The sequence below is a fragment of the Nonomuraea salmonea genome, assembly GCF_042428605.1.
In the GTDB taxonomy this organism is placed as follows: Bacteria; Actinomycetota; Actinomycetes; order Streptosporangiales; family Streptosporangiaceae; genus Nonomuraea; species Nonomuraea salmonea.
This window is the reverse complement of the sequence record NZ_JBHMCF010000020.1, coordinates 162,722-184,286: the sequence shown is the minus strand read 5'-3', so window position 1 is coordinate 184,286 and position 21,565 is coordinate 162,722. Positions and strand designations below refer to the sequence as shown.

General features: G+C 72.5%; 21 protein-coding genes. 7 read left to right on the top strand and 14 right to left on the bottom strand.

Annotated elements, in window-relative coordinates:
- Positions 1-6: 6 nt before the first annotated feature.
- Positions 7-1,875, bottom strand: coding sequence for a serine/threonine-protein kinase (locus tag ACFFR3_RS21605; RefSeq protein ID WP_379483713.1), 1,869 nt, complete (start codon positions 1,873-1,875; stop codon positions 7-9).
- A 172-nt stretch (positions 1,876-2,047) separates the two neighbouring features.
- Between ACFFR3_RS21605 and ACFFR3_RS21600 the strand changes: the two genes are divergently transcribed.
- Both ACFFR3_RS21600 and ACFFR3_RS21595 read left to right on the top strand, forming a co-directional pair.
- Entirely contained in the window at positions 2,048-2,638 is a 591-nt protein-coding gene (locus tag ACFFR3_RS21600; protein ID WP_345398379.1) for a cysteine hydrolase family protein, read from the top strand.
- Entirely contained in the window at positions 2,638-3,375 is a 738-nt protein-coding gene (locus ACFFR3_RS21595; RefSeq protein ID WP_379483749.1) for an SDR family NAD(P)-dependent oxidoreductase, read from the top strand. Before ACFFR3_RS21600 ends, ACFFR3_RS21595 begins: the two co-directional genes overlap by 1 nt.
- Positions 3,376-3,389: 14 nt before the next feature.
- Here the strand turns inward: ACFFR3_RS21595 and ACFFR3_RS21590 are convergent, their stop codons facing one another.
- Positions 3,390-4,640 (bottom strand): serine hydrolase, encoded by a 1,251-nt coding sequence (locus ACFFR3_RS21590; protein WP_379483712.1) that lies wholly within the window; start codon positions 4,638-4,640, stop codon positions 3,390-3,392.
- A 31-nt stretch (positions 4,641-4,671) separates the two neighbouring features.
- Between ACFFR3_RS21590 and ACFFR3_RS21585 the strand changes: the two genes are divergently transcribed.
- Positions 4,672-5,580, top strand: coding sequence for a cyclase family protein (locus tag ACFFR3_RS21585; RefSeq protein ID WP_345398391.1), 909 nt, complete (start codon positions 4,672-4,674; stop codon positions 5,578-5,580).
- Here the strand turns inward: ACFFR3_RS21585 and ACFFR3_RS21580 are convergent.
- Positions 5,558-6,721 (bottom strand): cytochrome P450, encoded by a 1,164-nt coding sequence (locus tag ACFFR3_RS21580; protein WP_379483711.1) that lies wholly within the window; start codon positions 6,719-6,721, stop codon positions 5,558-5,560. The genes ACFFR3_RS21585 and ACFFR3_RS21580 overlap by 23 nt on opposite strands.
- 77 nt (positions 6,722-6,798) lie before the next feature.
- On the opposite strand from ACFFR3_RS21580, the gene ACFFR3_RS21575 reads away from it, so the two are divergent.
- Entirely contained in the window at positions 6,799-7,398 is a 600-nt protein-coding gene (locus tag ACFFR3_RS21575; protein WP_345398397.1) for an acyl-CoA-like ligand-binding transcription factor, read from the top strand.
- Positions 7,399-7,401: 3 nt separating this feature from the next.
- Here ACFFR3_RS21575 and ACFFR3_RS21570 read toward each other — a convergent pair whose 3' ends face one another.
- The 6 genes from ACFFR3_RS21570 to ACFFR3_RS21545 all read right to left on the bottom strand — a co-directional run bounded on the left by ACFFR3_RS21570 (position 7,402) and on the right by ACFFR3_RS21545 (position 15,892).
- The gene (locus tag ACFFR3_RS21570; protein WP_379483710.1) at positions 7,402-8,895 is read right to left on the bottom strand and encodes an AMP-binding protein; all 1,494 of its coding nucleotides are present in this window, start codon (positions 8,893-8,895) and stop codon (positions 7,402-7,404) included.
- Positions 8,892-9,959 (bottom strand): LLM class flavin-dependent oxidoreductase, encoded by a 1,068-nt coding sequence (locus ACFFR3_RS21565; RefSeq protein WP_379483709.1) that lies wholly within the window; start codon positions 9,957-9,959, stop codon positions 8,892-8,894. Before ACFFR3_RS21565 ends, ACFFR3_RS21570 begins: the two co-directional genes overlap by 4 nt.
- 87 nt (positions 9,960-10,046) lie before the next feature.
- Positions 10,047-11,180, bottom strand: coding sequence for a M20 family metallopeptidase (locus tag ACFFR3_RS21560; RefSeq protein ID WP_379483708.1), 1,134 nt, complete (start codon positions 11,178-11,180; stop codon positions 10,047-10,049).
- A 23-nt stretch (positions 11,181-11,203) separates the two neighbouring features.
- Positions 11,204-12,769 carry an AbgT family transporter gene (locus ACFFR3_RS21555; RefSeq protein WP_379483707.1) on the bottom strand — a complete coding sequence of 522 codons (1,566 nt, stop codon included), beginning with the start codon at positions 12,767-12,769 and terminating at the stop codon, positions 11,204-11,206.
- 55 nt (positions 12,770-12,824) lie between these two features.
- Positions 12,825-14,246, bottom strand: a complete 1,422-nt coding sequence (locus ACFFR3_RS21550; protein ID WP_345398406.1) for an ATP-binding protein — start codon at positions 14,244-14,246, stop codon at positions 12,825-12,827.
- Positions 14,243-15,892 carry an NAD(P)/FAD-dependent oxidoreductase gene (locus ACFFR3_RS21545; RefSeq protein WP_345398409.1) on the bottom strand — a complete coding sequence of 550 codons (1,650 nt, stop codon included), beginning with the start codon at positions 15,890-15,892 and terminating at the stop codon, positions 14,243-14,245. Before ACFFR3_RS21545 ends, ACFFR3_RS21550 begins: the two co-directional genes overlap by 4 nt.
- Positions 15,893-15,975: 83 nt before the next feature.
- On the opposite strand from ACFFR3_RS21545, the gene ACFFR3_RS21540 reads away from it, so the two are divergent.
- The gene (locus tag ACFFR3_RS21540) at positions 15,976-16,551 is read left to right on the top strand and encodes a TetR/AcrR family transcriptional regulator (RefSeq protein ID WP_345398412.1); all 576 of its coding nucleotides are present in this window, start codon (positions 15,976-15,978) and stop codon (positions 16,549-16,551) included.
- On the opposite strand, the gene ACFFR3_RS21535 is transcribed toward ACFFR3_RS21540, so the two are convergent.
- Entirely contained in the window at positions 16,541-17,302 is a 762-nt protein-coding gene (locus ACFFR3_RS21535; protein WP_345398416.1) for an SDR family oxidoreductase, read from the bottom strand. The genes ACFFR3_RS21540 and ACFFR3_RS21535 overlap by 11 nt on opposite strands.
- Positions 17,303-17,393: 91 nt before the next feature.
- Between ACFFR3_RS21535 and ACFFR3_RS21530 the strand changes: the two genes are divergently transcribed.
- On the top strand, positions 17,394-18,071 hold the full coding sequence (locus ACFFR3_RS21530) for a ThuA domain-containing protein (RefSeq protein ID WP_364380478.1): 678 nt from the start codon (positions 17,394-17,396) through the stop codon (positions 18,069-18,071).
- Here the strand turns inward: ACFFR3_RS21530 and ACFFR3_RS21525 are convergent.
- Entirely contained in the window at positions 18,061-18,474 is a 414-nt protein-coding gene (locus ACFFR3_RS21525) for a TIGR03668 family PPOX class F420-dependent oxidoreductase (RefSeq protein ID WP_345398422.1), read from the bottom strand. The genes ACFFR3_RS21530 and ACFFR3_RS21525 overlap by 11 nt on opposite strands.
- A gap of 75 nt (positions 18,475-18,549) precedes the next feature.
- On the opposite strand from ACFFR3_RS21525, the gene ACFFR3_RS21520 reads away from it, so the two are divergent.
- On the top strand, positions 18,550-19,437 hold the full coding sequence (locus tag ACFFR3_RS21520) for a prenyltransferase/squalene oxidase repeat-containing protein (RefSeq protein ID WP_345398425.1): 888 nt from the start codon (positions 18,550-18,552) through the stop codon (positions 19,435-19,437).
- A gap of 168 nt (positions 19,438-19,605) precedes the next feature.
- On the opposite strand, the gene ACFFR3_RS21515 is transcribed toward ACFFR3_RS21520, so the two are convergent.
- The 3 genes from ACFFR3_RS21515 to ACFFR3_RS21505 form a co-directional block, all read right to left on the bottom strand.
- Positions 19,606-19,764 carry a hypothetical protein gene (locus tag ACFFR3_RS21515; RefSeq protein WP_345398428.1) on the bottom strand — a complete coding sequence of 53 codons (159 nt, stop codon included), beginning with the start codon at positions 19,762-19,764 and terminating at the stop codon, positions 19,606-19,608.
- A 181-nt stretch (positions 19,765-19,945) separates the two neighbouring features.
- Positions 19,946-20,566 carry a MerR family transcriptional regulator gene (locus tag ACFFR3_RS21510; protein ID WP_364380487.1) on the bottom strand — a complete coding sequence of 207 codons (621 nt, stop codon included), beginning with the start codon at positions 20,564-20,566 and terminating at the stop codon, positions 19,946-19,948.
- Positions 20,567-20,581: 15 nt separating this feature from the next.
- Positions 20,582-21,430: a LysR family transcriptional regulator gene (locus ACFFR3_RS21505; RefSeq protein ID WP_345398434.1), complete on the bottom strand. Its 849-nt coding sequence runs from the start codon at positions 21,428-21,430 to the stop codon at positions 20,582-20,584.
- Positions 21,431-21,565: the final 135 nt, after the last annotated feature.

Below are 21,565 nucleotides of genomic sequence, written 5' to 3'. Positions count from 1 at the left end.
GCCCGTTCAGCCGGACCGCTCAGCCCCCGGCCTGGCATCGGCCGGCGACGCGAAACCGGGCTCCTGGACGCCGCCCGAGGACTCGCCGGCGGGCCCCTGCGAGCCGTCGAAAGCCTCGCCGGCCGGCTCGGGCGAGCCGCCGGACGGCTCCGGCGAGTCGGTGAGAAGGGTCGGCGTGGAGAGACCGGCTTTCGGGTCGGGGGACGAACGGGCCTCAGGGCCGCCGGCGGGTGGGCCGGCTGAGGAGCGGGCCTCGGGGCCGTTGGAAGGTGGGGTGGCGGGCGGGGTCGAGGGGCTGGGCGACGGGTCCGTGGTGGGCGGGGCCGGGCGGGTGGCGGTGGGGGTGGGTGGCGCGGGGCAGTCGGGGCCGGTCAGCGCGACCTCGCTGACCTGCGGCCCGTTCCCGGCCGCCGGCTCGGTCATCACGAGGATCCCGACGTGCGCCAGCTCCCCGCACGGCACCCGCCCAGGGTCGTGGGTGACGGCGCTGGTGTAGGAGGTGCGGCCGCGCAGGGTGCGGCTCTCCTGCCGGACGGTCCGCGCCGCCCCGCCGTCGCCGTCCCTCCTCGTGTACGCGATCCGCAGCCGCACCGCCCCCGTGCCGTCCGCCGAGACCCCGATCGTCCCTGCCGTGCCGTTCCACCGCAGGATCGTGGCCGCCCGCACGGAGGCGATGGGCGCGGACGTGCCGGGCTGCCCGCTGCGGGTCGGGCGTGGGGAGGGAGGGGCGGCGGTCCGGGTGGCGGGCGGAGACGGGGAGGCGGCCGTCCGCCGGGGCGCGGGGCTCGACCGGGTGGGTGCGGGGCTCGTGGTGGCAGGGGCCGGCTCGTCGCGGACCTCGGGCGGCGGCAGCAGGATCGTCCCCGGGCCGGGCGGCACCCCGCCGCCGGACACCAGGATCGCGACCACCGCCGCGACCACCGCGCCGCCCGCCACCCAGAGCTGGGGCGGCAGCCTGGGCAGCCGGGATCGCAGGCCGTTCGAGGGAGCCGGGCCGGTGCGCGCCAGCGGGAAACGTAACGCCAGCAGGGTGGCCAGCTCCGCCAGGTGCCGCCGTCCGCGCTTCTCCCAGTCGGGGCCGTACCCGGCGGCGGCGTCCTCCTCCAGCTCGGCCGCGAACTGACGGGCGGAGGCGTACCTGACGGCCGGGTCCTTGGCCATCCCGCGCCTGAGCAGGTCGCGCAGCGTGTCGGGGGCGACCTCCACCGGCACCGGCTCCACGAGGTGCTTGTCGCGCAGCGCGGGCACGTCCTGCTCGCCGTCGCCGTTCTCCGTGCGGTACGGCGGCCGCCCCCTGACCGCCTCGAACAGCACGCACGCCGCCGCGTACACGTCGGCCGGCGGCCCGTCGCGCCCCTGCGTCCATAACTCGGGCGCCATGTACGGCGGGCTGCCGGCGGGCACCCCGGGCTCCTCGGCGTGCACCACGACGCCGAAGTCGGTCAGCTGGGTCGTGCCGTCCGCCTGGACCAGGATGTTGCCCGGCGTGACGTCCCGGTGCGCCACCCCGCGCTCGTGGGCGGCGGCGAGGGCCAGCAGTGTGCTCTTGACCACGGCCAGCGCCGCCTCGGGGGCGATCCTGCCGTGCTCGGCCAGCAGCGTGCGCAGGGACACGCCGTCCACCAGCTCCATGACGAGGGCGGCCCTGGTGGCGGTCTCGACGTACTCGTACAGGCGCACCACGTCGGGGGAGTCGATCTCGACGAGGCGGTGGGTGTCCGACCGGAAGCGGTCCATGAACTCGGTGTCCCTGCGCAGGGTGGCGTTCAGGTACTTGATGGCCACGTACGCGCCGGTCTCTTGATAGGTGGCGAGGAACACGCGGCCGGTGCGGCCGGCGCCGAGCTGCCGTACTTCGCGGTACCCAGGGACCAAGTCCTACCCCCATCAGACGGCCGTCTTCGATTTGACGGTCTCACCCGGGGTTCGGGTTGTCACGACCGGAGATATTTCGCCCCGCGTTAATCGGAGATGGCGGGATGTGCCGGTGTTATGCTGAGCGGCGTACCAAGCAAGCGCTCGGCTAAACAACGGGTGGAGGTCGCCGGTGGAGCGCGTGGCGGTGCTGGTGATGGAGATGCAGCGGGGCGTCGTCGGCGATCTCACTAAATTTCCGGATCTGGTGGCGGCGTGCGACCGGCACGACGTGATCGCCAACGCCGCCCGCCTGCTCCAGGCCGCCCGCCGGACGGGCCTGCCGGTGATCCACTGCACCGCCGCGTTCCGCCCCGACCGGGCCGGCTCCCACACCGGCAACTGCCCGTTCATCGTCTCCCTGCTCAAGGACCCGGCCCACATGCTGGACGGCGCCCCCGCCACCGAGGTGCTGCCCGAACTGCTCGACCCCGGCGACCTGGAGAGCCGCCGCCACCACGGCTTCTCCCCGTTCACCGGGACCTCCCTGGACATGACGCTGCGCTCGCTGGGCGTCTCCGAGGTGGTCGCGGTCGGCGTCTCGCTCAACCTGGGCATCCCCGGCCTGGCGCTGGAGGCGGTCAACCTGGGCTACCGGGTACGCGTGGTGACCGACGCCGTCGCGGGCGTCCCGGAGGAGTACGCGCGGGCGGTGCTCAAGCACACGATCAGCCTGCTGGCCACCCGGACGACGACCGCCGGCCTGGTCGAGGAGTGGACGTGATGGAGGGCCTGCGGCTGGACGGGCGGGTCGCGGTCGTCACCGGCGGGGCGGGGGCGATCGGCGCGGCCATCGGCGCCGACCTGGCCGCGCTCGGCGCCCGCGTGGTGCTGGCCGACGTGGACCTGCCGGGGGCGTCGAAGGCGGCCGCCGGGCTGCCGGACGCGCGGGCGCTCCGCGTGGACCTCGCCGTGCCCGAGTCGGTCTCCGCGTTCGCGGCGGCCGTGGGGGAGGTGCACGTCCTCGTGCACAACGCCGGGGTGTCGATCGTGCGACCGTTCACCGAGAGCGACCCCGCCGACTGGGAGCTCATGTGGCGGGTCAACCTGCGCGGCCCGATGCTGCTGACCAGGCTGCTGCTGCCGGGCATGACGGCGGGGGGATGGGGACGGCTGGTGTTCGTCTCCTCCGACGGCGCGCGGGCCGGCTCGGGCGGCGAGGGCGCGTACGCGGCCACCAAGGCCGGGCTGTTCGGCCTGGCCAAGACACTGGCCAGGGAGGCCGCCAGGGCGAACGTCACCTCCAACGTGGTGTGCCCGGGCCCCACCGACACCCCCATGCTGCGCCGGGTGGCGGAGGCGGAGCCCGGCTTGGTCGACAAGATCGCCCGCGGCATCCCGCTGCGCCGCCTCGGCAGCCCCGCCGACGTCGCCGGGCTGGTCGCCTACCTGTGCACGGAACGCGCCGCGTACATCACCGGGCAGATCCTGTCGGTGAGCGGCGGCGTGACCATGCACTGACCACCGCCATGCGCCTACACCGAGTCGTAGACGGCCTGGACCAGCCGCATCCCGCGCAGGTTGCCGGTCAGGGCGTCGGCCATCCTGTTCATCACGTAGCCGATCGCGAGACCGCGCTCCGGGTCGCCGAGCCCGATCGCGCCGCCCATCCCGGAATGGCCGAACGCGGTCTTCGACGGCATCAGGAACGTCAGCGACGGCCGCATGAACCCGAGCCCGAACGACGTGTTCAGCAGCAGCACCTTGTCGGGGCCGTGCACGCGGGGGCGCAGCGCGTCCCGCAGCGTCTCGGGGCGCAGCAGGTCACCGGCGATCAGCCCCCGGTAGAACCCGGCCAGGCCCCGCGCGGTGGTGACGAGCCCCGCCGCCGGCCAGCCGGCGCGCAGGATCACCGGATGGTTCGCGCCGCCCTTGAGCCGGTGCATGGCGGGGTTGCCGAGCGCCCTGTTCATCAGGCTCGCGGGGTCGAGCGCGGCCCGCTGCACCTCGGCCAGCACGTCCTGCGTCCGGTTCCCGGTCTCGACGATCCGCATCCCGGTCCTGGGCCCGGGCTGTGCGGCGGGCCCGGTCTGGGCGGGCTGTTCCGCGGGCTGTTCCGCGGGCTGTTCCGCGGGCTGTTCTGCGGGGTCGCGGCGGGGGCGTTCGCCGGCCTTGAGCCGCGCCGTACGCTCGATCACCGTATCGGGCGCGCCCACCCACAGCTCCAGGTCCAGCGGCCCCGCGATCTCGGCCGCCACCAGCTCGCCCACGGACTTACCCGTCACCCGCCTGACCACCTCGCCGAGCAGGAACCCGTACGTCAGCGCGTGGTACCCGTGCGCCGTCCCCGGCTCCCACAGCGGCCGCTGCCCGGCCAGCCGCGCCGCGATCGCCGGCTGGTCCTCGAACTCCTCCACCGGCACCTCCTCCTCCACCACCGGCAGCCCGGCCTGGTGGCTGAGCAGGTGCTCGACCGTCACGGACCCCTTGCCCCCGGCGGCGAACTCGGGCCACACGTCCGCGACCGGCGCGGCCAGGTCGAGGCGGCCCTGCTCGGCGAGCCGCAGCAGCACGGCCGCGGTGACCGCCTTGGTGCAGGAGTAGGCGAAGACGGGGGTGCCGCGCTCCCAGGGGCGCCCGGTGTGCCGGTCGGCGACGCCGTCCCACAGGTCCACCACCGGCTCGCCGTCCAGGTAGACGGCGAAGGCCGCGCCCAGCTCCTCGCCGTCGGCGAAGTGCCGCTCGAACACCTCGCGTACGCGGGCGAAGCGCGGGTCGCAGTACATCGGACCTCCAGCGGGGAAAGGGAGTGCTTACGTGATCCACGAGCCTAACAATTGGGGACGATTCGGCCCAGACGATCAGCGCGGCACCCTCAACCTGCTCACCCCGTCCGTGGTGCTCGACGCCCTGCGCAGCGCCACCACCGGCGAGGTGCTGAACCTGGCCCTGCCCATCAGGGGCGCCACCTCGTCGCCCGCGCCCGGCACCGTCCCGCACCTGCCCGGCCGCCCGCTGCCGCAGCACTTCATGAGCGTGGACGGCGGCGACTACGCGGCCGGCGCCCGCCCCATCGGCCCCGGCCTGCGGGTGGCCGACGACGCCCTGCTCGTCAGCCACCACGGCACGACCACCCACATGGACGCGCTGTGCCACATGTGGTCGGGCGACGAGCTCTACAACGGCCACCCGGCCGCCCGCGTCCGCTCGTACGGCGCCACGAGGTGCGGCATCGAGCACGCGGGCGGCGTGGTGGCGAGAGGCGTGCTCTTCGACGTGCCCCGTCACCTGGGGCTCGGCCACCTGCCCGCCGAGCACCGCGTCTCGGCCGGCGAACTGGCCGCCATCGCCACGCCGCGCCCCGGTGACGTGGCGGTGGTGCGTACGGGCTGGCCGCTGGTGTGGGAGCGGTCGCGCGAGGAGTACTGGTCGGGCCAGCCGGGTCTGTCCGCCGAGGCGGGCCGCTGGCTGGCCGGTCACGACGTGGCCGCCGTGGCCTGCGACAACGCCGCCGTCGGCGGGCTCGACGGGCGCGGCATGTCGCAGGAGCCCGTCGAGGACGACCTGCACCTGCTGCTCCTGCACCGGCACGGCATCCACCTGATCGAGATGGTGTGGCTGGAGGAGCTGGCGGCGAGGGGACGTACGGACTTCGTGTTCGTCGCGGCCCCGCTGCGGATCGAGGGCGGCACCGGCAGCCCGCTCAGCCCGCTGGCGATCCTGTGATCCAGGTGACGGGCAGGCTCGCGACGCCGTACACGGCCGCGTCGGTGCGCAGCGGCACCTCGGTGGCGGGCACGGCCAGCCGCAGATCGGGGAACCTGCCGAACAGCGCCCGGTAGCCGATCCGCATCTCGATCCTGGCGAGCTGCTGGCCCAGGCACTGGTGCACGCCGTGCCCGAACGCCAGATGCCGCCGCGCCTCCGCCCGGTCGAGCCGCAGCGCCTCCGGGTCCTCGAACATCGCCGGATCCCGGTTGATCGCCGGCAGCGACAGCGCGACCGTCTCGCCCTTGCGCACGGTCACCCCGGCCACCTCCACGTCCTCCGGCGCCGCCCGCGCAGGGACGCCTAGGTGCACCACCGAGAGCCAGCGCAGCAGCTCTTCCTCAGCGCCCGCCGCGGCGTCCTCCTCGTAGGCCAGGCCCTCGTGCAGCAACGCGAACACGCCGAGGGCGATCATGTTCGCGGTGGTCTCGTGTCCGGCGACGAGCAGGATCAGGGCCACGTTCGTCGCCTCCTCGTCGGTCAACTCGCCGGTCAGCTCGCTGAGCAGGTCGTCGCCCGGCTCCTTGCGCTTGCGGCCGACCAGCTCGGTGAGGTAGGCGGCCAGGTCCGCCGTCGCCCCCTGCGCGTCCCGGCCGGGCAGCGCCAGGCGGGTGCTGCGGTCCTGGAAGAAGTCGTGATCGGCGTACGGCACCCCGAGCAGCTCGCAGATGACCAGCGACGGGATCGGCAGCGCGTACGCCGGCACCAGGTCGGCCGGCGGCCCCGCGGCGGCCATCGCGTCCAGGTGGTCGGCGGCGACGCGCTCGATGCGCGGCTCCAGCAGCCGCATCCTGCGGACCGTGAACCGGCCGGTGAGCAGCCGCCGGTAGCGGGTGTGCGCGGGCGGGTCCATCGCCACGAAGAAGCCCGGGGGCGGCGCGGCTCCCGGGGGCACGGTGGCTCTCACGGCGGCGCGCCGCAGGTCCTGGCGGGCGCTGAAGCGCGGGTCGGCCAGCACCGTCCTGGCCGCTTCGTGCGTGGTGGCCAGCCAGCCCAGGTGGCCGTCCGCCAGCTCCAGCCTGGTCATCGGGGGCAGGCCGCGCAGCCCGGCGGGCGGGTCGAAGGGGTGCTGCGGGTCTCGTTCGAGGGGAAGTCGCATATTTTGAGAGTAGACTCTCATTTGAGAGTTCGCTAGCAATTGGACGCGGCATGCCGGATCGCCGAGAATGCGGAGTCATGACCGACCGACCGGGGCTGCGCGAGCGGAAGAAGGCCAGGACGCGGGCGCTCATCCAGAAGGAGGCGCTGCGGCTGTTCCGCGAGCAGGGCTACGCCGCGACCACCGTCGAGCAGGTCGCCGCGGCCGCCGAGGTGGCGACCAGCACCGTCTTCCGCTACTTCGCCACCAAGGAGGAGCTGGTGATGGTCGACCAGTTCCCGCCGTTCATGGAGGCGCTGCGCGGGGTGCCGCCCGAGGCCGGGCCGGTGGCCGCCGTACGGCTGGCGATGCGGGCCGTCCTGGAGGGGCAGACGGCCGAGGAGCGCATCGACGGCCTCGAACGCGAGCGGCTCATGCTCACCGTGCCCGAGCTGTGGGCGGCCACCCTCGGCAACGTCACCGGCGTGCTCAAGAAGCTGCGCGACGCGCTCGCCGAACGCGAGGGCCGCCCCGCCGACGACCCTGAGCTGCGCGACGTCACGGGCGCGATCGTCGGGGTCATCATGGGCGTCTGGCTGGAGTGGGTGAACGACCCCTCCATGGACGCGACCACCGAACTCGACCGCGCCCTCTCCCACCTCGAAGCCGGCCTCCCCTTGCCCCGGCCCGCCGGGTGAACGTCAGGCGCCCGGGTAGTTGCCGCCGCCGTGTGCCTCGTCCAGGGCGTCGTAGTCGGGGGTGAAGCCGCGTTTCGGGATCGTGTCCGCGAACGTGACGTGGCGCGGGCGCTTGTACGCCGCCAGCAGGCCCCTCACGTGCGTGATCAGGTCGTCCTCCGTGGCGGTGGCGTCCGGCTTCAGGGACACGACGGCCTTGACCGTCTGGTGCCATTCGGGGTCGGGGACGCCGATGACGGCGGCGTCGGCCACGGCGGGGTGGGTCTTGAGCGCGCGTTCGACCTCGGCGGGGTAGATGTTCTCGGCGCCCGACTTGATCATGCGTAGCTTGGGGCCGATGAAGGTGATGGTGCCGTCGGGTTCGCGGCGGCCGAGGTCGCCGGTGTGGTGCCAGCCGTACCGCGACTTTTCGGCATTTAAGTCTGGCCGGGCGAAATATCCGGAAAAGAGGGTCTTGCCGCGGGCGCAGATCTCCCCGACCTCCCCGACCGGCACCTCGCTCCCGTCCGGCGCCATGATCCGCACCTGCGCCAGCGGCGAAGGCCGCCCCGCCGGCCCCGCCCCGCCCTCCGCCAGCCCGAGGAAGGTCAGCATCCCGCCCACCTCGGTCTGCCCGTACCCGCCCATCTTCGAGCGGCACCACGGGGAGTCGTCCACGGTGATCATGTCGTTCCACTCGGCGGAGTGGGCGACGAAGCGCAGCGAGGACAGGTCGTACTTGCCGCCCGCGTTCGCCTTCGCGACGGCGTCGATCATCGGCCCGAACAGGAACGCCTGCGTCACCCGCTCGGCGTCGATCAGCCGGCACACCTCCTCGGGGTCGAAGGCGGGGGTGAAGACGTTCGTGCCGCCGATCTGGAACGTCGCCAGGCAGAACATCATCGTCCCGACGTGGAAGAGCGGCCCGTTGTTGAGGAAGGTGAAGCCGGGCTCCATCCGCCGGACCACGAGCAGGGTGGTGGCGTGCGCGAGCAGCGCCGCGCTGCTGAGCAGGGCGGCGCTCGGACGTCCTGAGAAGGCCGCCGTGTAGAGGGCCAGGACCGGCTCGGCATCACTGACCTGCGCGAAGTCCCTCGGCGCTGCGCCCGCGAGCAGGCGCTCGTACTCCTCGCCCGCGCGCACCCACGCGCCGCCCGCCTCGTCGCGCAGCGCCGTGGTGACGTCGGACGGCTCCCACACGACCGCGCCCGGCGCCAGGTCGCCGAGCACGAACCGCAGCTCGTCGAGCGACTGCCGCCAGTTCGCCGGGCACAGCACCGCGCCCAGCCGGGAGCAGGCGAGCAGCAATTCCAGCACCGCGTACGCGTTCTGCCCGAGCCACACCACCCGGTCGCCGGCCCCGACGCCGAGACCGTCGAGCGCCGCCGCCAGCCGGGAGACGCGCTCGTCCAGCTCCGGGTAGGTGAGCCGGACCTCGCCGTCCACCACGGCCGTGACCTGCGGCCTGCTGCGGGCGTGCTCGGCGAGGGCGTCGGACAGGGTCAGGCTGTGGATCATCGTCCGCCTCCAAAGGCCGGCATGACTTCGGTCGCGAAGAAGCGCATGACCCGCTTCATGTCCTCCAGCGGCATCGGCCGGGTGCTGCCGAAGTCGCACAGGAGGTTGCCGAACCCGGCGTCGCGCAGCAGCGCGACCTGCTCGATCACCCGGGCCGGGTCGCCGATCACCTCCAGCTGCTCCCAGCGGAAGTCCGGCGAGACGGTGCCGCCCTTGAGGTAGCGGTCCTGGTAGTACTCGAAGCCCTGCGCGGCCCGTCCGGTGCGCGGGTCGATGGGGGCGCTGCGCTCGTTGAAGATGCGCGAGCGGTCGAACGACGCCTCGAACCTCTCCTGGTCGGCGCGGGCCTGCTCCAGGGTGGGGGCGACGTACACGCTGCGCGCCACCACCAGCTCGGCCTCCGCCGCCGGATGCCCGGCCCGCGCGGCCGTCTCCCGCCAGGTCCCGGCCGCCTTGACGACCTTGCGGAACGGGGCCGCGGGGTCGGCCAGGATGGGCAGGCCGCGCTCGGCGTACATGGAGACGGTCTCCGGCGAGACGGCCGCGACGTGCAGCGGCGGGTGCGGGTCCTGCAGCGGGCGCGGCACCAGCGACACCTCGGTGCCGGTCCGGTAGAACTTCCCCTCGTGCTGGTACGACTCCCGCGTCCAGAGCCCGACGATGACCTCGAGCGCCTCGTTGAAGCGGTCGCGCGCCTCCGCCAGGTCGACCCCGAACCCCTCGAACTCGTAGCTCTGGTACCCCCGCCCGATCCCGAGTTCGAGCCGGCCGCCGGACAGCACGTCCACCTGCGCCGCCTCCTCGGCGACGTGCACGGGGTTGTGCAGGGGCAGCACCACGATGCCGGTGCCGAGCCGTAGCCGCTCGGTGCGGGCGGCGGCGTGGGCGAGTACGGTGAACAGGTTGGGCGCGACCCCGTAGTCGCGGAAGTGGTGCTCGGCCAGCCGCACCCCGTCGAACCCCAGCTCCTCGGCCAGCTCGATGAGCTCCAGGTGGTAGTCGTAGACGTCCTTGAAGCTCTGCCCGTCGAAGCGGTGGAAGAGGTGGAAGGTCGAGAACTTCATACGGCGGCCGCCCCTCAACGGAAAACCAAGCGCTCGCTTGGGAGCGTATCACAGGGGCTTCCAGCGGACCTGCCGCGAAGAGGTGACCTACGCCAGGGCGGTGATCAGGCCCATGGTGAGGGCGGTGCGCTCGGGGATGTGCTCGACCAGGACATGCTCGTGGCGCGCATGGGCCCCGTCGCCGACGGCGCCCATGCCGTCGAGGACCGGGCGGCCCAGGGCCGAGACGAAGTTGCCGTCGCTGGCCCCGCCCACCGACGCCTGGTCGAGGCCCCAGCCGAAGCCGGTCGCCACCCCCTGCGCCTCCTTGAACAGCCGCTGCGAGGCGGCGTTCTGGACCATCGGAGGCCGGTTCCACTCGCCGGTGGCGGAGATCGTGACGCGCGGGTCGGAGGCGTGCAGCCCGGCGAAGACGTCGTCGATGCGGCCCATCTCGGCCGGGTCGGTCACGCGGACGTCGATGCCGCACGTGGCGCGGCCCGCGGTGACGTTGCGGCCGGTGCCGCCGCTGATGAGGCCGACGTTGACGGTGGTGCCGCGCTCGCGGGAGCCGGCCCCGGCGAGCGTGGTGACCAGCTCGGCCAGGGCGTGGATGGCGTTCGCCCCCGCGTACGGGTCAAGCCCCGCGTGCGCCTCCACCCCGGTGACGCTCACGTTGAACAGCCCGACGCCCTTGCGCGCGGTCTTGAGCGCCCCGTCCAGCGACGCCTCGAAGACGAGGGTGGCCAGCGCGTCCTCGCTGGCCGCCTCGATGTGCTCGCGGGAGGCCGGGCTGCCGATCTCCTCGTCGCCGTTGAACAGGAAGCGCACGCTCGGGTGCGGCAGGCCCAGCTCGCGCAGCCCGCGCAGCGCCCAGATCGACTGGACGAGCCCGGTCTTCATGTCGAACACGCCGGGCCCGGTCGCCTTGCCCTCGACGACGGTGAACGGCCAGCTCTTGAGCGTGCCGGTGGGCCAGACCGTGTCGTAGTGGCTGAGCATGAGGATCGTGCCGGGCGCGGTGCCCTCGTAGAACAGCTCAAGGACGTCGCCGTGCTGGCCGCCCTCGTGCAGGATCTCGTCGTCCGGTGTCCCCAGGTGGCCGACCACTCTCGCCCTGATCGCCCGCAGCCCCTTGACCAGCATGGCCTTGTCGTAGCTGTTGGTCTCCAGCTCCACCACGGCCCTGAGGTCGTCGAGCATGGCCGGCAGGGCCTGCCGGGTCCAGTCGGTGATCAACACGAGAATCCTTCCAACGGGTTGTACTAGGGGACGGGGGCTCCGGGGCCGAGCGGCACGCCAAGCCACCAGAAGACGTAGAACAGCAGCGTCCAGACGACGAGCAGGGTGAGCGCGAGCGGGATCGTCATCGAGGCCAGCGTGCCGATGCCGGCCGAGCGGCGGTAACGCTGCAGGAAGCCGAGCGCCATCACGAAATAGGGGCTCATCGGGGTGATCGCGTTGGTGCAGGAGTCGGCGATGCGGTAGAGGGCCTGGGTGTACTCGGGCGGGATGTCCAGCAGCATCAGCATGGGCACGAACACCGGGCCGACGAGCGCCCACTGGGCCGACCCGCTGGTCACCACGAGGTTGATCACGGTGACCACGAGCAGGATGCCGAGGAAGACGACCGAGCCGCTCACCCCGGCCGACTTCAGCAGCCCGGCGCCGTCGATGGCCAGGATCTGGCCGATGCCGGTCCACTTGAAGTAGGCGAGGAACTGCGAGATCGCGAAGAACAGCACGAGGATCGGCGCCATCTCGCGTACGCCGTGCACCATGAACCCGGGGATGTCGCCGCTGCGGGTGACGGTGCCGGCGGCCCTGCCGTACGCCCAGCCGACGGCCAGGAACGCGAGGCCGAGGAAGATGGCGATCGAGGTGAGCAGCGGCGACTGCACGATGCTGCCGCCCTCACCGCGCAGCGGCGACCCCGAGGGCAGGACGGCGGCCGTCAGTGCGGCGGCGAACACCACGAGCGTGATCAGCGCGGCCCGCAGCCCCCGCCGCTCCTCGGGGGTCAGCCTGAGCGAGCCGAGGTCGTCCTCGTCGGCGTCGGGGTCCACGGGGATCGACTCGACGCGGCGGGCCAGCACCCGCTCGGTCACCAGCGTGATGACGGCAGCCAGCACGACGGACGACACGAGCGAGAAGAAGTAGTTCGCCAGCGGCGTGACCGTGTAGCCGGGGTCGATCGTGTGGGCGGCGGCGGTGGTCAGGCCGGACAGGATGGCGTCCACGGGGGTGACGACGGGGCTGGCGTCGTAACCGGCCGAGATCGACACGAACGCCACCACGATGCCGAGGATCGGGCTGCGCCCGACGGCCCGGAAGGCCAGCGCGCCGAGCGGGATGAGCACCACGTACGCGGCGTCGGAGGCCACGTGCGCGACCATCCCGGTGAACGACAGCGCGAACGTCACCCACCGCGGCGACACCCGCGACACGCCGGAGCGGAGCACCGCGGCCAGCAGCCCGGACCGCTCCGCGACGGCGACGCCGAGCATGACGACGAGGATCGTGCCGAGCGGCGGGAACGAGGTGTAGTTCTCGATCGCGTCGCCGACCATCATCCGCACGCCCTCGACGGACAGCAGGTTCTTGGCCGCGACGGTCTCGCCCGTGGCCGGGTTGACGGCCGAAACCCCGGCCGCCGCGAGCGCCCAGCTCAGCAGCGACAGCAGCACGCTCAGGATGACGAACAGCCAGAACGGATGCGGCAGCCGGTTCCCCAGCCGCTCTATCCCCCCGAGCATCGTGAGCAGCGCGTTCAGCGAACGCGATCCCGTCATCGTCTCGGGGGTCGCCACCGGGTCATCTCCTTTCCGCATTTCGGTCACCCATTACATGCGGTCAGAAGACGTCCTGACAAGTCAGGGTAAAAACTCAGCCAGTGGCGGCGGGCTCACGCAGCGGCAGGCGTACCTCGAACCACGTGTCGCCCGGAGTCGAGCGGACCTTGATCTCGCCGCCGTGCCGGCCCGCCACGATCCGGTACGAGATGTCCAGCCCCAGCCCCGTGCCCTCGCCCACGGTCTTGGTCGTGAAGAACGGGTCGAAGATGCGGTCCTTGATCTCCTCGGCCACGCCGTGACCGGTGTCGCCGATCTCCACGATGGCCTCGTCCTCGTCGTACGCCGTGCGGATCGTCAGCGTGCCCTCCTGCCCCATCGCGTCGAGCGCGTTGTGCATGAGGTTCGTCCACACCTGGTTGAGCTCGCCCGCGTAGCAGGGGATCTCCGGCAGCGTGCGGTCGTAGTCGGTGACCACGGTGATGCCGGGCGGGATCTTGCCGCGGAAGATCGCGATCGTGCTGTCGAGCAGCTCGTGCACGTCGGCCTGCTGGAACGGGGCCCGGTCCATCTGGGAGTACTGCTTGGCCGAGCGGATGAGCGTGGTGATGCGCTCGGTCGCCTCGGCCACCTCGTTGAGCATCTGCGCGATCTCCACGGCCTCCGACAACCAGTGCAGCGCCTTCGGGGTGTGCTCCTCGCCGACCTTCGTGCACACCTTCTGCAGGTCATCGCCGGAGAAACCAGCGCTGACCAGGGCGGGCGCGAGGTCCCACGCGTCCTCGACGCCGATCTCCTCAAGGGCCTCGCCCAGCTCGTCCTCGGCGTCGGAGATCTCCAGCGGTGAGCGCTGCGGCTGCTCGCCCAGCCTGCTCGTGCACGCCTCCTGCGCCTCGATCAGCGCCCGCAGCTTCTCCGGCGGGATGCCGTCCTCGGCGAGCTGGGCCAGCTGCAGCCGCGACCCGGCGATCAGCGAGCGCAGCTCGCCCACCGCCCGCACGGCCGCCGCGGCCGGGTTGTTCAGCTCGTGGGTGAGCCCGGCGGTGATCGTGCCGAGCGCGGTCAGCCGCTGCCGCCTGTCGATGATCTCGCGCTGCATCCGCCCGCCCGACATCAGCCCGTCGAGCAGGTGCATCGCCATCGGGAACCACTCGGCCACGATGTAGGCGAACTTCTTGGCCGGCAGCATGAACATCCGCGACGGCGCCGTCGCGCGCAGCGTGTGCTGGTAGGTGAGCGGGGCGCGGTCGCCGAGGTAGGCGGCGGTGGCGCCGCCGTACACGCCGGGCTGGGAGGTGCGGGGCATCGCGACGGTGCCGGCGCTGACCGTCTCACTGATCATCTGGATCTCGCCCTCCAGCAGCACCGCGAAGCACTCGGCGGGCTCGCCCTGCCGGACGACGTCCTCGTCCTGGGCGTAGGTCTGCACGCGGCCGCTGGCCGCGAGCTTGGAGAGCTGCTCGTCGCTGAGGCGCTCGAACAGGAACAGCTTGCGGAGCTCGTCGATGTCGATCATTGCTTCTCCAGGTAGCGGTGCACGAGCGCGACGGCCATGGCGCCCTCGCCGACGGCGGAGGCCACTCTCTTGATCGACTCGGCGCGCACGTCGCCCGCGGCCAGCACCCCGGGCACGTTGGTCTCCAGGTAGTACGGCTCCCGCCGCAGCGGCCAGTTGCGCGGCCGCTGGCCGCTCTGCACCAGGTCGGGCCCCGTCAGCACGAACCCGCGCGCGTCCCGCTCGATCGTCTCGCCCAGCCAGTCGGTGTACGGCCGGGCCCCGATGAACACGAACAACCACTGCGCGTCCACCGTGCGCTCCTCGCCCTTGGTGGACAGCGTGAGCCGCTCCAGATGACTGTCGCCGGCCGCGCCGGCCACCTGAGTCCCCAGGTGCACCTCGATGTTGGGCAGCGCGGCGATCTGCTCGATGAGGTAGTGGGACATGGACTTCTCCAGACCGTCACCCCGCACCAACAAATGGACCTTGCTCGCGAATCCCGACAGGTAGACGGCCGCCTGCCCGGCCGAGTTGGCCGCGCCGACGATGAACACCTCGGTGTCCTTGCACGAGGGCGCCTCGGTCAGCGCGGCGCCGTAGAAGACGCCGCGGCCCACGAAGTCCTCCAGGCCCGGAGCCTCCAGCCGCCGGTAGGTGACGCCGGTCGCGAGGATCACCGCGTGCGCCGCGATCTCCCCGCCGTCCTTGAACCCGACCACCCGCGCCTGCCCGCGCGCCTCCAGGCTGCTCACCTTGCGCGGGGTCAGCAGCTCGGCCCCGAACTTCAGCGCCTGCCTGCGCGCCCGGTCGGCCAGTTGCTGCCCCGAGACGCCGTCGGGGAAGCCCAGGTAGTTCTCGATGCGGGAGCTCTGGCCCGCCTGCCCGCCCGACGAGTACGCCTCCACCAGCACGGTGTTGAGCCCCTCAGAGGCGCCGTACACGGCCGCCCCGAGCCCGGCCGGTCCGCCGCCCACCACGATCAGGTCGTAGAAGTCGGTCGCCGGCGTCGTGGACAGCCCCACCGCCGCGGCCAGCGTCGCCTGGTCGGGCGACTCCAGCGTGGTGCCGTCGGCCGTCACCACCAGCGGCAGGTGACAGTCGTCGCCCGCCGCCTTCACCAGCTGCGCGCCCTCCGGGTCGTCGGCCAGCAGCCACTGGTACGGCACGTGGTTGCGGGCCAGGAAGTCGCGCACCTTGTACGACGGCGCCGACCACCGGTCGCCCACCACCCGCAGCTCAGAGCGCTCGACCCGGTCGGTGCGCAGCCAGGCGTCGAGCTGCCCGTCGATCACCGGGTAGAACTTCTCCTCCGGCGGGTCCCACGGCTTCAGCAGATAGTGGTCGAGGTCGACCACGTTGATCGCCTGGATGGCCGCGTCGGTGTCGGCGTAGGCGGTCAGCAGCACGCGGCGCGCGTAGGGATAAAGGTCCATGGCGGCTTCGAGGAACTGCACGCCGTTCATCTGGGGCATGCGGTAGTCGGCCAGGATCGCCGCGATCTCGTCGCCGCGCAGCCGCATCTCGCGTACGGCGTCGATGCCGTCCCTCGCCGTCTCGGCGCGGACGATCCGATACTCCTGCCCGTAACGGCGTCTCAGGTCACGGGCGACCGCCCGCGAGACGCCTGGATCGTCATCCACCGTCACGATGACCGGCTTGTCCATGCGATTCGCCCTTTCCTGCGCTCCTACTAGGAAGGATGTCATGTGCTCGGGTATGGGCGAGACACCGCTCATATCATGGGCGGATGGGCACCCGCGAACGCATCATCGACGCCGCTGAGCAGGCGATTCAGGAGTTCGGCATCTCGGGGGCCACCACCAAGCGCATCGCGAAACAGGCGGCGTGCTCCGAGGCGCTGCTCTACAAGCACTTCGCCGGCAAGGAGGAGCTGTTCCTCGCCGTGGTGATCGAGCGCATGCCGGCGCTGGGCCCGGCGCTGGAGGAGCTGCGCGCCGCCGTCGGCCGGGGCGACCTGCGCGCCAACCTCGTCACGTTCACGCTGGCCGCGCTGGGCTTCTACACCCGCGCCCAGGGCATCGCCGGCGGCCTGCTCGGCGACCCGGCGCTGATCACCGGGTTCCGCGCCCTGCTGGCCGAACGGGGCTCCGGGCCGCACGTGCCGATCCAGGTGCTGGCCGGCGTCCTGCGGGACGAGCAGCGCGCCGGCCGCGTCGACGCCGCTCTCGACGCGGACGCGGCGGCGTCGATGCTCATGGGCGCCTGCTTCCACCGGGCCAACCTGGCCCGCTTCGTGGACCTGCCCGGCCACGGCGACGAGGAGTGGGCCGCCGCCGTCGTCGGCACCCTGCTCAGGCGATGACCCTGGCCTCCCCGCCGTCCACCAGCAGCGACACCCCGTTCACGTACGACGCCCGCTCGCTGGCCAGGAACGCCACCACGTCGCCCACCTCCTCGGGCCGCCCGACCCGCCCCACCGGCACGCCCGCGCCGCGCTCGCGCAGCGCCGCCTCGTCGCCGGCCAGCTGACGCAGCCGCTCCGTCTCGATGGGCCCCGGCATCACGTTGTTGACCAGCACCCCCTCGCCGCCCACCTCGCGGGCCAGGGTGCGCACCACGCCCGCGACGGCCGTACGCATGGCGTTGGACAGCGCGAGCCCGTCGATCACCTCGCGGGCCGACCTGCCGGTGATGGTGACGATCCGGCCCCAGCCGCGCGAGCGCATCTCCGGCAGCACCGCGTGCATCAGCCGGACCATGCCGAGCAGGTTGCGCTGGACGGCGGCGTCCCAGTCGTCCAGCCCGACCTCGTCGAACCGGCCCGGCCTGGGCCCGCCCGCGTTGGCCACCAGGATGTCCACGGGACCGAGCACGTCGCGCGTCTCCTCGACCACCCGCCGGGCGGCGGCCGGATCCTCCACGTCGGCCAGCACCGCGTGCACGACCTTGCCGAACTCCTGCAGTTCCACCACCGCGTCCGCGAGCTTCTCCGGGTCGCGGGCGCTGACGCACACGTCGCAGCCCTCCCGCGCGAGGCTCTTGGCCGCCGCGAGGCCGAGGCCCGCGCTGCCACCGGTGACGAGGGCGACCTTGCCCGAGATGCCGAGATCCATACGGCCGACTATAGATCGTGCGGGCCTGACCGCTCGTACGGCTGTGCCGGTACGGGTGGTAATGCCGCGACAGGCATGATGGGCTGGGCGGGTGGCGAGAAATCTCATCCTTTCTGGAGGCCTGTTCCACGACTTCGCCGCCACATCGGCCGCGCTCGCGGAGGTGCTCGCCGAGGTGGGGGTCGAGTCGGAGATCACCGAGGACATCGCGGGAGCGCTCAGCGAGCCGTCGGAGTTCCAGCTCATCACCGTCAACGCGCTGCGCTGGCAGATGACCCAGGACCGCTTCGCCGGCCTGCGCGACCAGTGGCGCTTCACCCTGCCGGCCGGCGCGCGGGCCACCCTGCTCGACCATCTCGACCAGGGCGGCGGGCTGCTCTGCATGCACTCGGCGGCGATCTGCTTCGACGACTGGCAGGGCTGGCCGCGCGTGCTCGGCGGCTGCTGGGTCTGGCCCAAGTCGCACCACCCGCCGCTCGGCTGGACGGGCGTGCGGGTGCACGGCGGGCATCCGGTCGTGGACGGCCTGCGCGACTTCGACGTGGTGGACGAGGTCTACAGCGACCTCGACGTGCTGCCCGACGTCCGGCCGCTGGCCTCGTCGGCGAGCGGCCAGCCCCTGGTGTGGGCCAGGCCGGTGCGCAGGGGGCGGGTCCTGTACGACGCGCTCGGCCACGACACCAGGTCGTACGACAACGAGGTGCACAGGACGCTGCTCCAGCGCGCCGCGCTGTGGCTGCTGAAACGCCCGGTCACGGTCAGGGACTAGCCGCCCACGCGCTCCAGCGGGTCACCTCTATGCGGATGACGGCGCCGGCGGGCGGGCGCTCCCGGTACGGGGCGTACTTGGCGGCGAGGGCGGCCAGCGCCCGCTCGCGGGTTCCCGGGTCGTCCGCCTCTTCGGCCGTGCCGTCGGCGCGCACCCACCACAGCCGCGCCCAGTCGTCCTCGTAGTGATCGGCCAGCACGCTGACGGCGGGGTCGCGGGCGATGTCGCGCAGCCGGCCGAGCCGCATGGTCGTCTTGGGCTTGTGATCGACGGCCGTCACGATGGCGCCGTCGAGCAGCGCGAACGTGATGGGCACGATCCGCGGCGTCCCGTCTTCGGCCAGCCGCGCCATCCTGGCCACCGGCTGCCCAGCGAACATCTCCCGCGCCCGCTCTTCCCGCATGCCCCCATGCTCGCACCGGCGGCGTGTCCGATACCTACAAGACCGGCCGGGGGCGGGCTGGGCAGGATGACAGGCATGAACGTGAACCTGTCCGCCGTCCCCGGCTTCATGGCCGGGCACGCCCGCGTCCTCGACCGCCGCCGCTACGGCCTGCTCATGGGCGAGGAGGACGCGACGGGCGCACTCGCCGCACTCGACGCCTACCGCAACCCCGACGGCGGCTACGGCTGGGGCCTCGAGCCCGACCTGCGCTCGCCGGAGAGCCAGCCGGGCGCGGCCCTGCACGCCTTCGAGGTCTTCGAGGAGGCCGGTCCCGTCACCTCGCCGCACGCCGCGGCCCTGTGCGACTGGCTGGCATCTGTGACGCTGCCCGACGGCGGCCTGCCCTTCGCCCTGCCGGTCGGGGTCTCCACCGGCACCGCGACGTGGTGGGCGGGCGCCGACTCCACCTCCTCGTCGCTGCAGATCACCGCCGTCACGGCGGCCGTCGCCCACCGGGTGGCCGCCCACGACCGGGCGGTGGCCGAGCACCCCTGGCTGGAGCGGGCCACTCGCTACTGCATCGACGCCATCCGCGCCATGGAGGAGCGACCGCACGCGTACGTGCTGTCCTTCGCCGTCCGCTTCCTCGACGCCGTCCACGACCGCCACCCCGCCGCCGCCGACCTGCTCAAACGGCTCGGCGCGTACATCCCGGAGGACGGCAGGGTCCCGGTGGAGGGCGGCACCGCCGACGAGGCCCTGCGGCCGCTGGACTTCGCGCCGTACCCCGGCAGCCCCGCCCGAGCCCTGTTCGACCCCGCCGTGATCGCCGCCGACCTGGTCAGGCTGGCCGGCGAGCAGCAGGACGACGGCGGCTGGGTGGTCGACTACGCCCGCTTCTCACCCGCCGGCTCCATGGAGTGGCGCGGCGCGGCCACCGTGCACGCCGTCCAGGTGCTGCGCGCCAACGAGCTGATCTAACCGATCACGCGCTCCGAGCTGTCCAGCCAGACGCGCTGCCCGTCGGGAGTGACGGTCATCCCGAAACGGACGCGCCCCGGCTCACCCCAGCGCACCCACCGGAAGCAGGCATCGGTGACCTCCGTCCACACCGGGCGGTCGCTCGGCTCGTACAGCGTGTACGCGTCCTCACCCGGCGCCCGGCTGCGACCGCATGACCATGTAGTCGGCGTACCCGCGGAAACGGCCGTGCGCGGTGCCGTCCGGCATCACCACCAGCCGCAGCACGTGCCCCTCGCCGACGCCCGTCCTCGGGCGCGACGAACCCCCGCACCGGCGCGTACGCATGCCGCGGCACCGCCCGAAGCGCCTCTTCAACCCGCCCCTCAACCGCCCCCCGCACCTGGGCGATGCGCGCCATCATGGCATCGACCCCGGCCACTTCGTCCTCGCTGCGCATTCCGCTTGATTACCGCTTCGCGTGACCGCATGGCAACTGTCCGCGGCGGTGTGAGAGGGGCGGTCCTTGTCAGGGGGTGAGCCTTCGGGCCGACTCTGATTCGTGGGCCATGCGGCGCAAGGTGTCGAGCACGCGGCCGTACAGGACCGTGCCGAGGACCATGGCCTCCACGGCGGCGTCGCGGGGGCCGTCGTAGGGGATCATGTCCATCTCCACCTCCGACACCAGCCTGCGGGCCGCCTCCACGTACGGGGCCAGGTCGATGGACAGGCCGAGCTGGCGCATCCTGACGATGGTCTGGGCGAGTTCGTCGCGGGTGGGGGCTTCCTCCGTGATGTCCCAGCCGAGCTGCGTGATCAGGTCGTCCACCAGGGTGCGGGCCGAGCGCCACTCCTCGGTCTGCTCAGGGTCCACGGCGGGGCTGAGGGCGTAGTGGGCGGTGCCGAGGACGCGGTGGGTGGGCAGGGACTCGTCCTCGACGGCGGCGATCACCTGTTTGATGGAGGCGACGGAGAGCCGGCCGACCTCGAGGAGGGCGCGGATCATGCGGAGCCTGCGCAGGTGCGTCTCGTCGTACTCGGCCCTGGTCGCGGCGGTCTGCTCACCCTGGTGCAGCATGCCCTCGCGCAGGTAGTACTTGATCGTCGGGATCGCCACGCCGGACTTGGCGCTGAGTTCGGAGATGCGCATTATTGGATAATAGTACTATCCAGATCGTGCGAGATGCCGTGCGGCGCTCACCAGCTCGTGCACGTCGGCCTGGCGGTTCCAGAGGAAGACCACCTCGATGGGCGGCGTGTCCTCCTTGACCGGGACGAACATCACCGAGTCCGGCACGGTGGTGCCCTCATGGACGCAGAGCGCGTAACCGGCGCCCTCCCCGACCATCGTGATCACCAGGTCGTGGGTGGCGGCGGCAGGGCCCAGGCGGGGATGCAGGCCGTGGCGGACGAAGCCCTCCAGGAACCGGCGGGCTCCGGCCACCGCGTCCGACTCCGGCATCAGCAGCGGCTCGCCGGCGAGGTCGGCCAGCGACACGGCGTCGTGCTCGGCCAGGTGGTGCTCGCGGGGCAGCAGGGCGCGTACGGGGAAGCGGTGGACCAGCATGCGCGCCACGCCCCGGGGCAGCGAGCCGGGCGCGTACCCGAGCCCGGCCTGCAGGGTGCCGTCGGCGATGGAGACGATCTGCTCGGCGGTGCCCATCGGCGCGACGCGTAAGCGGCCGGTGTGCAGCTGGGACAGCAGCCGGGCGACGACGTCGGCGAGCCCGTCGGCGACGCCCAGGCGGGCCGTCGTGCCCTTGCCGCGCGCGGCGACGACCGCGCGCTCGAAGGCGTCGAGGGCGACCGTGGCCTGCGCCAGGAACGCCTCGCCCGCCTCGGTCAGCTGCACCCCGCTCGACGAGCGGCTGAACAGCTCGACCCCGATCTCCTTCTCCAGTGCCCTGAGCTGCTCGGACAGCGTGGGTTGAGCGATGTGCAGGGCGGCGGCGGCCCGTCGGAGGCTGCCCGCCCGCGCGATCGCCATGGCGTACCGGACATAGCGTAGATCCATCGCTCACCTCGGCGTGATGATGATGAGCTATCGGTAGATCGCACCTCCGTATTACAAGACCGGACAGCTTTCGTGAAGTTCCGCAGTCATCTCTTTTCACTGTCCCAAGCAAGCGCTAGCCTGGCTTGGGTCGGA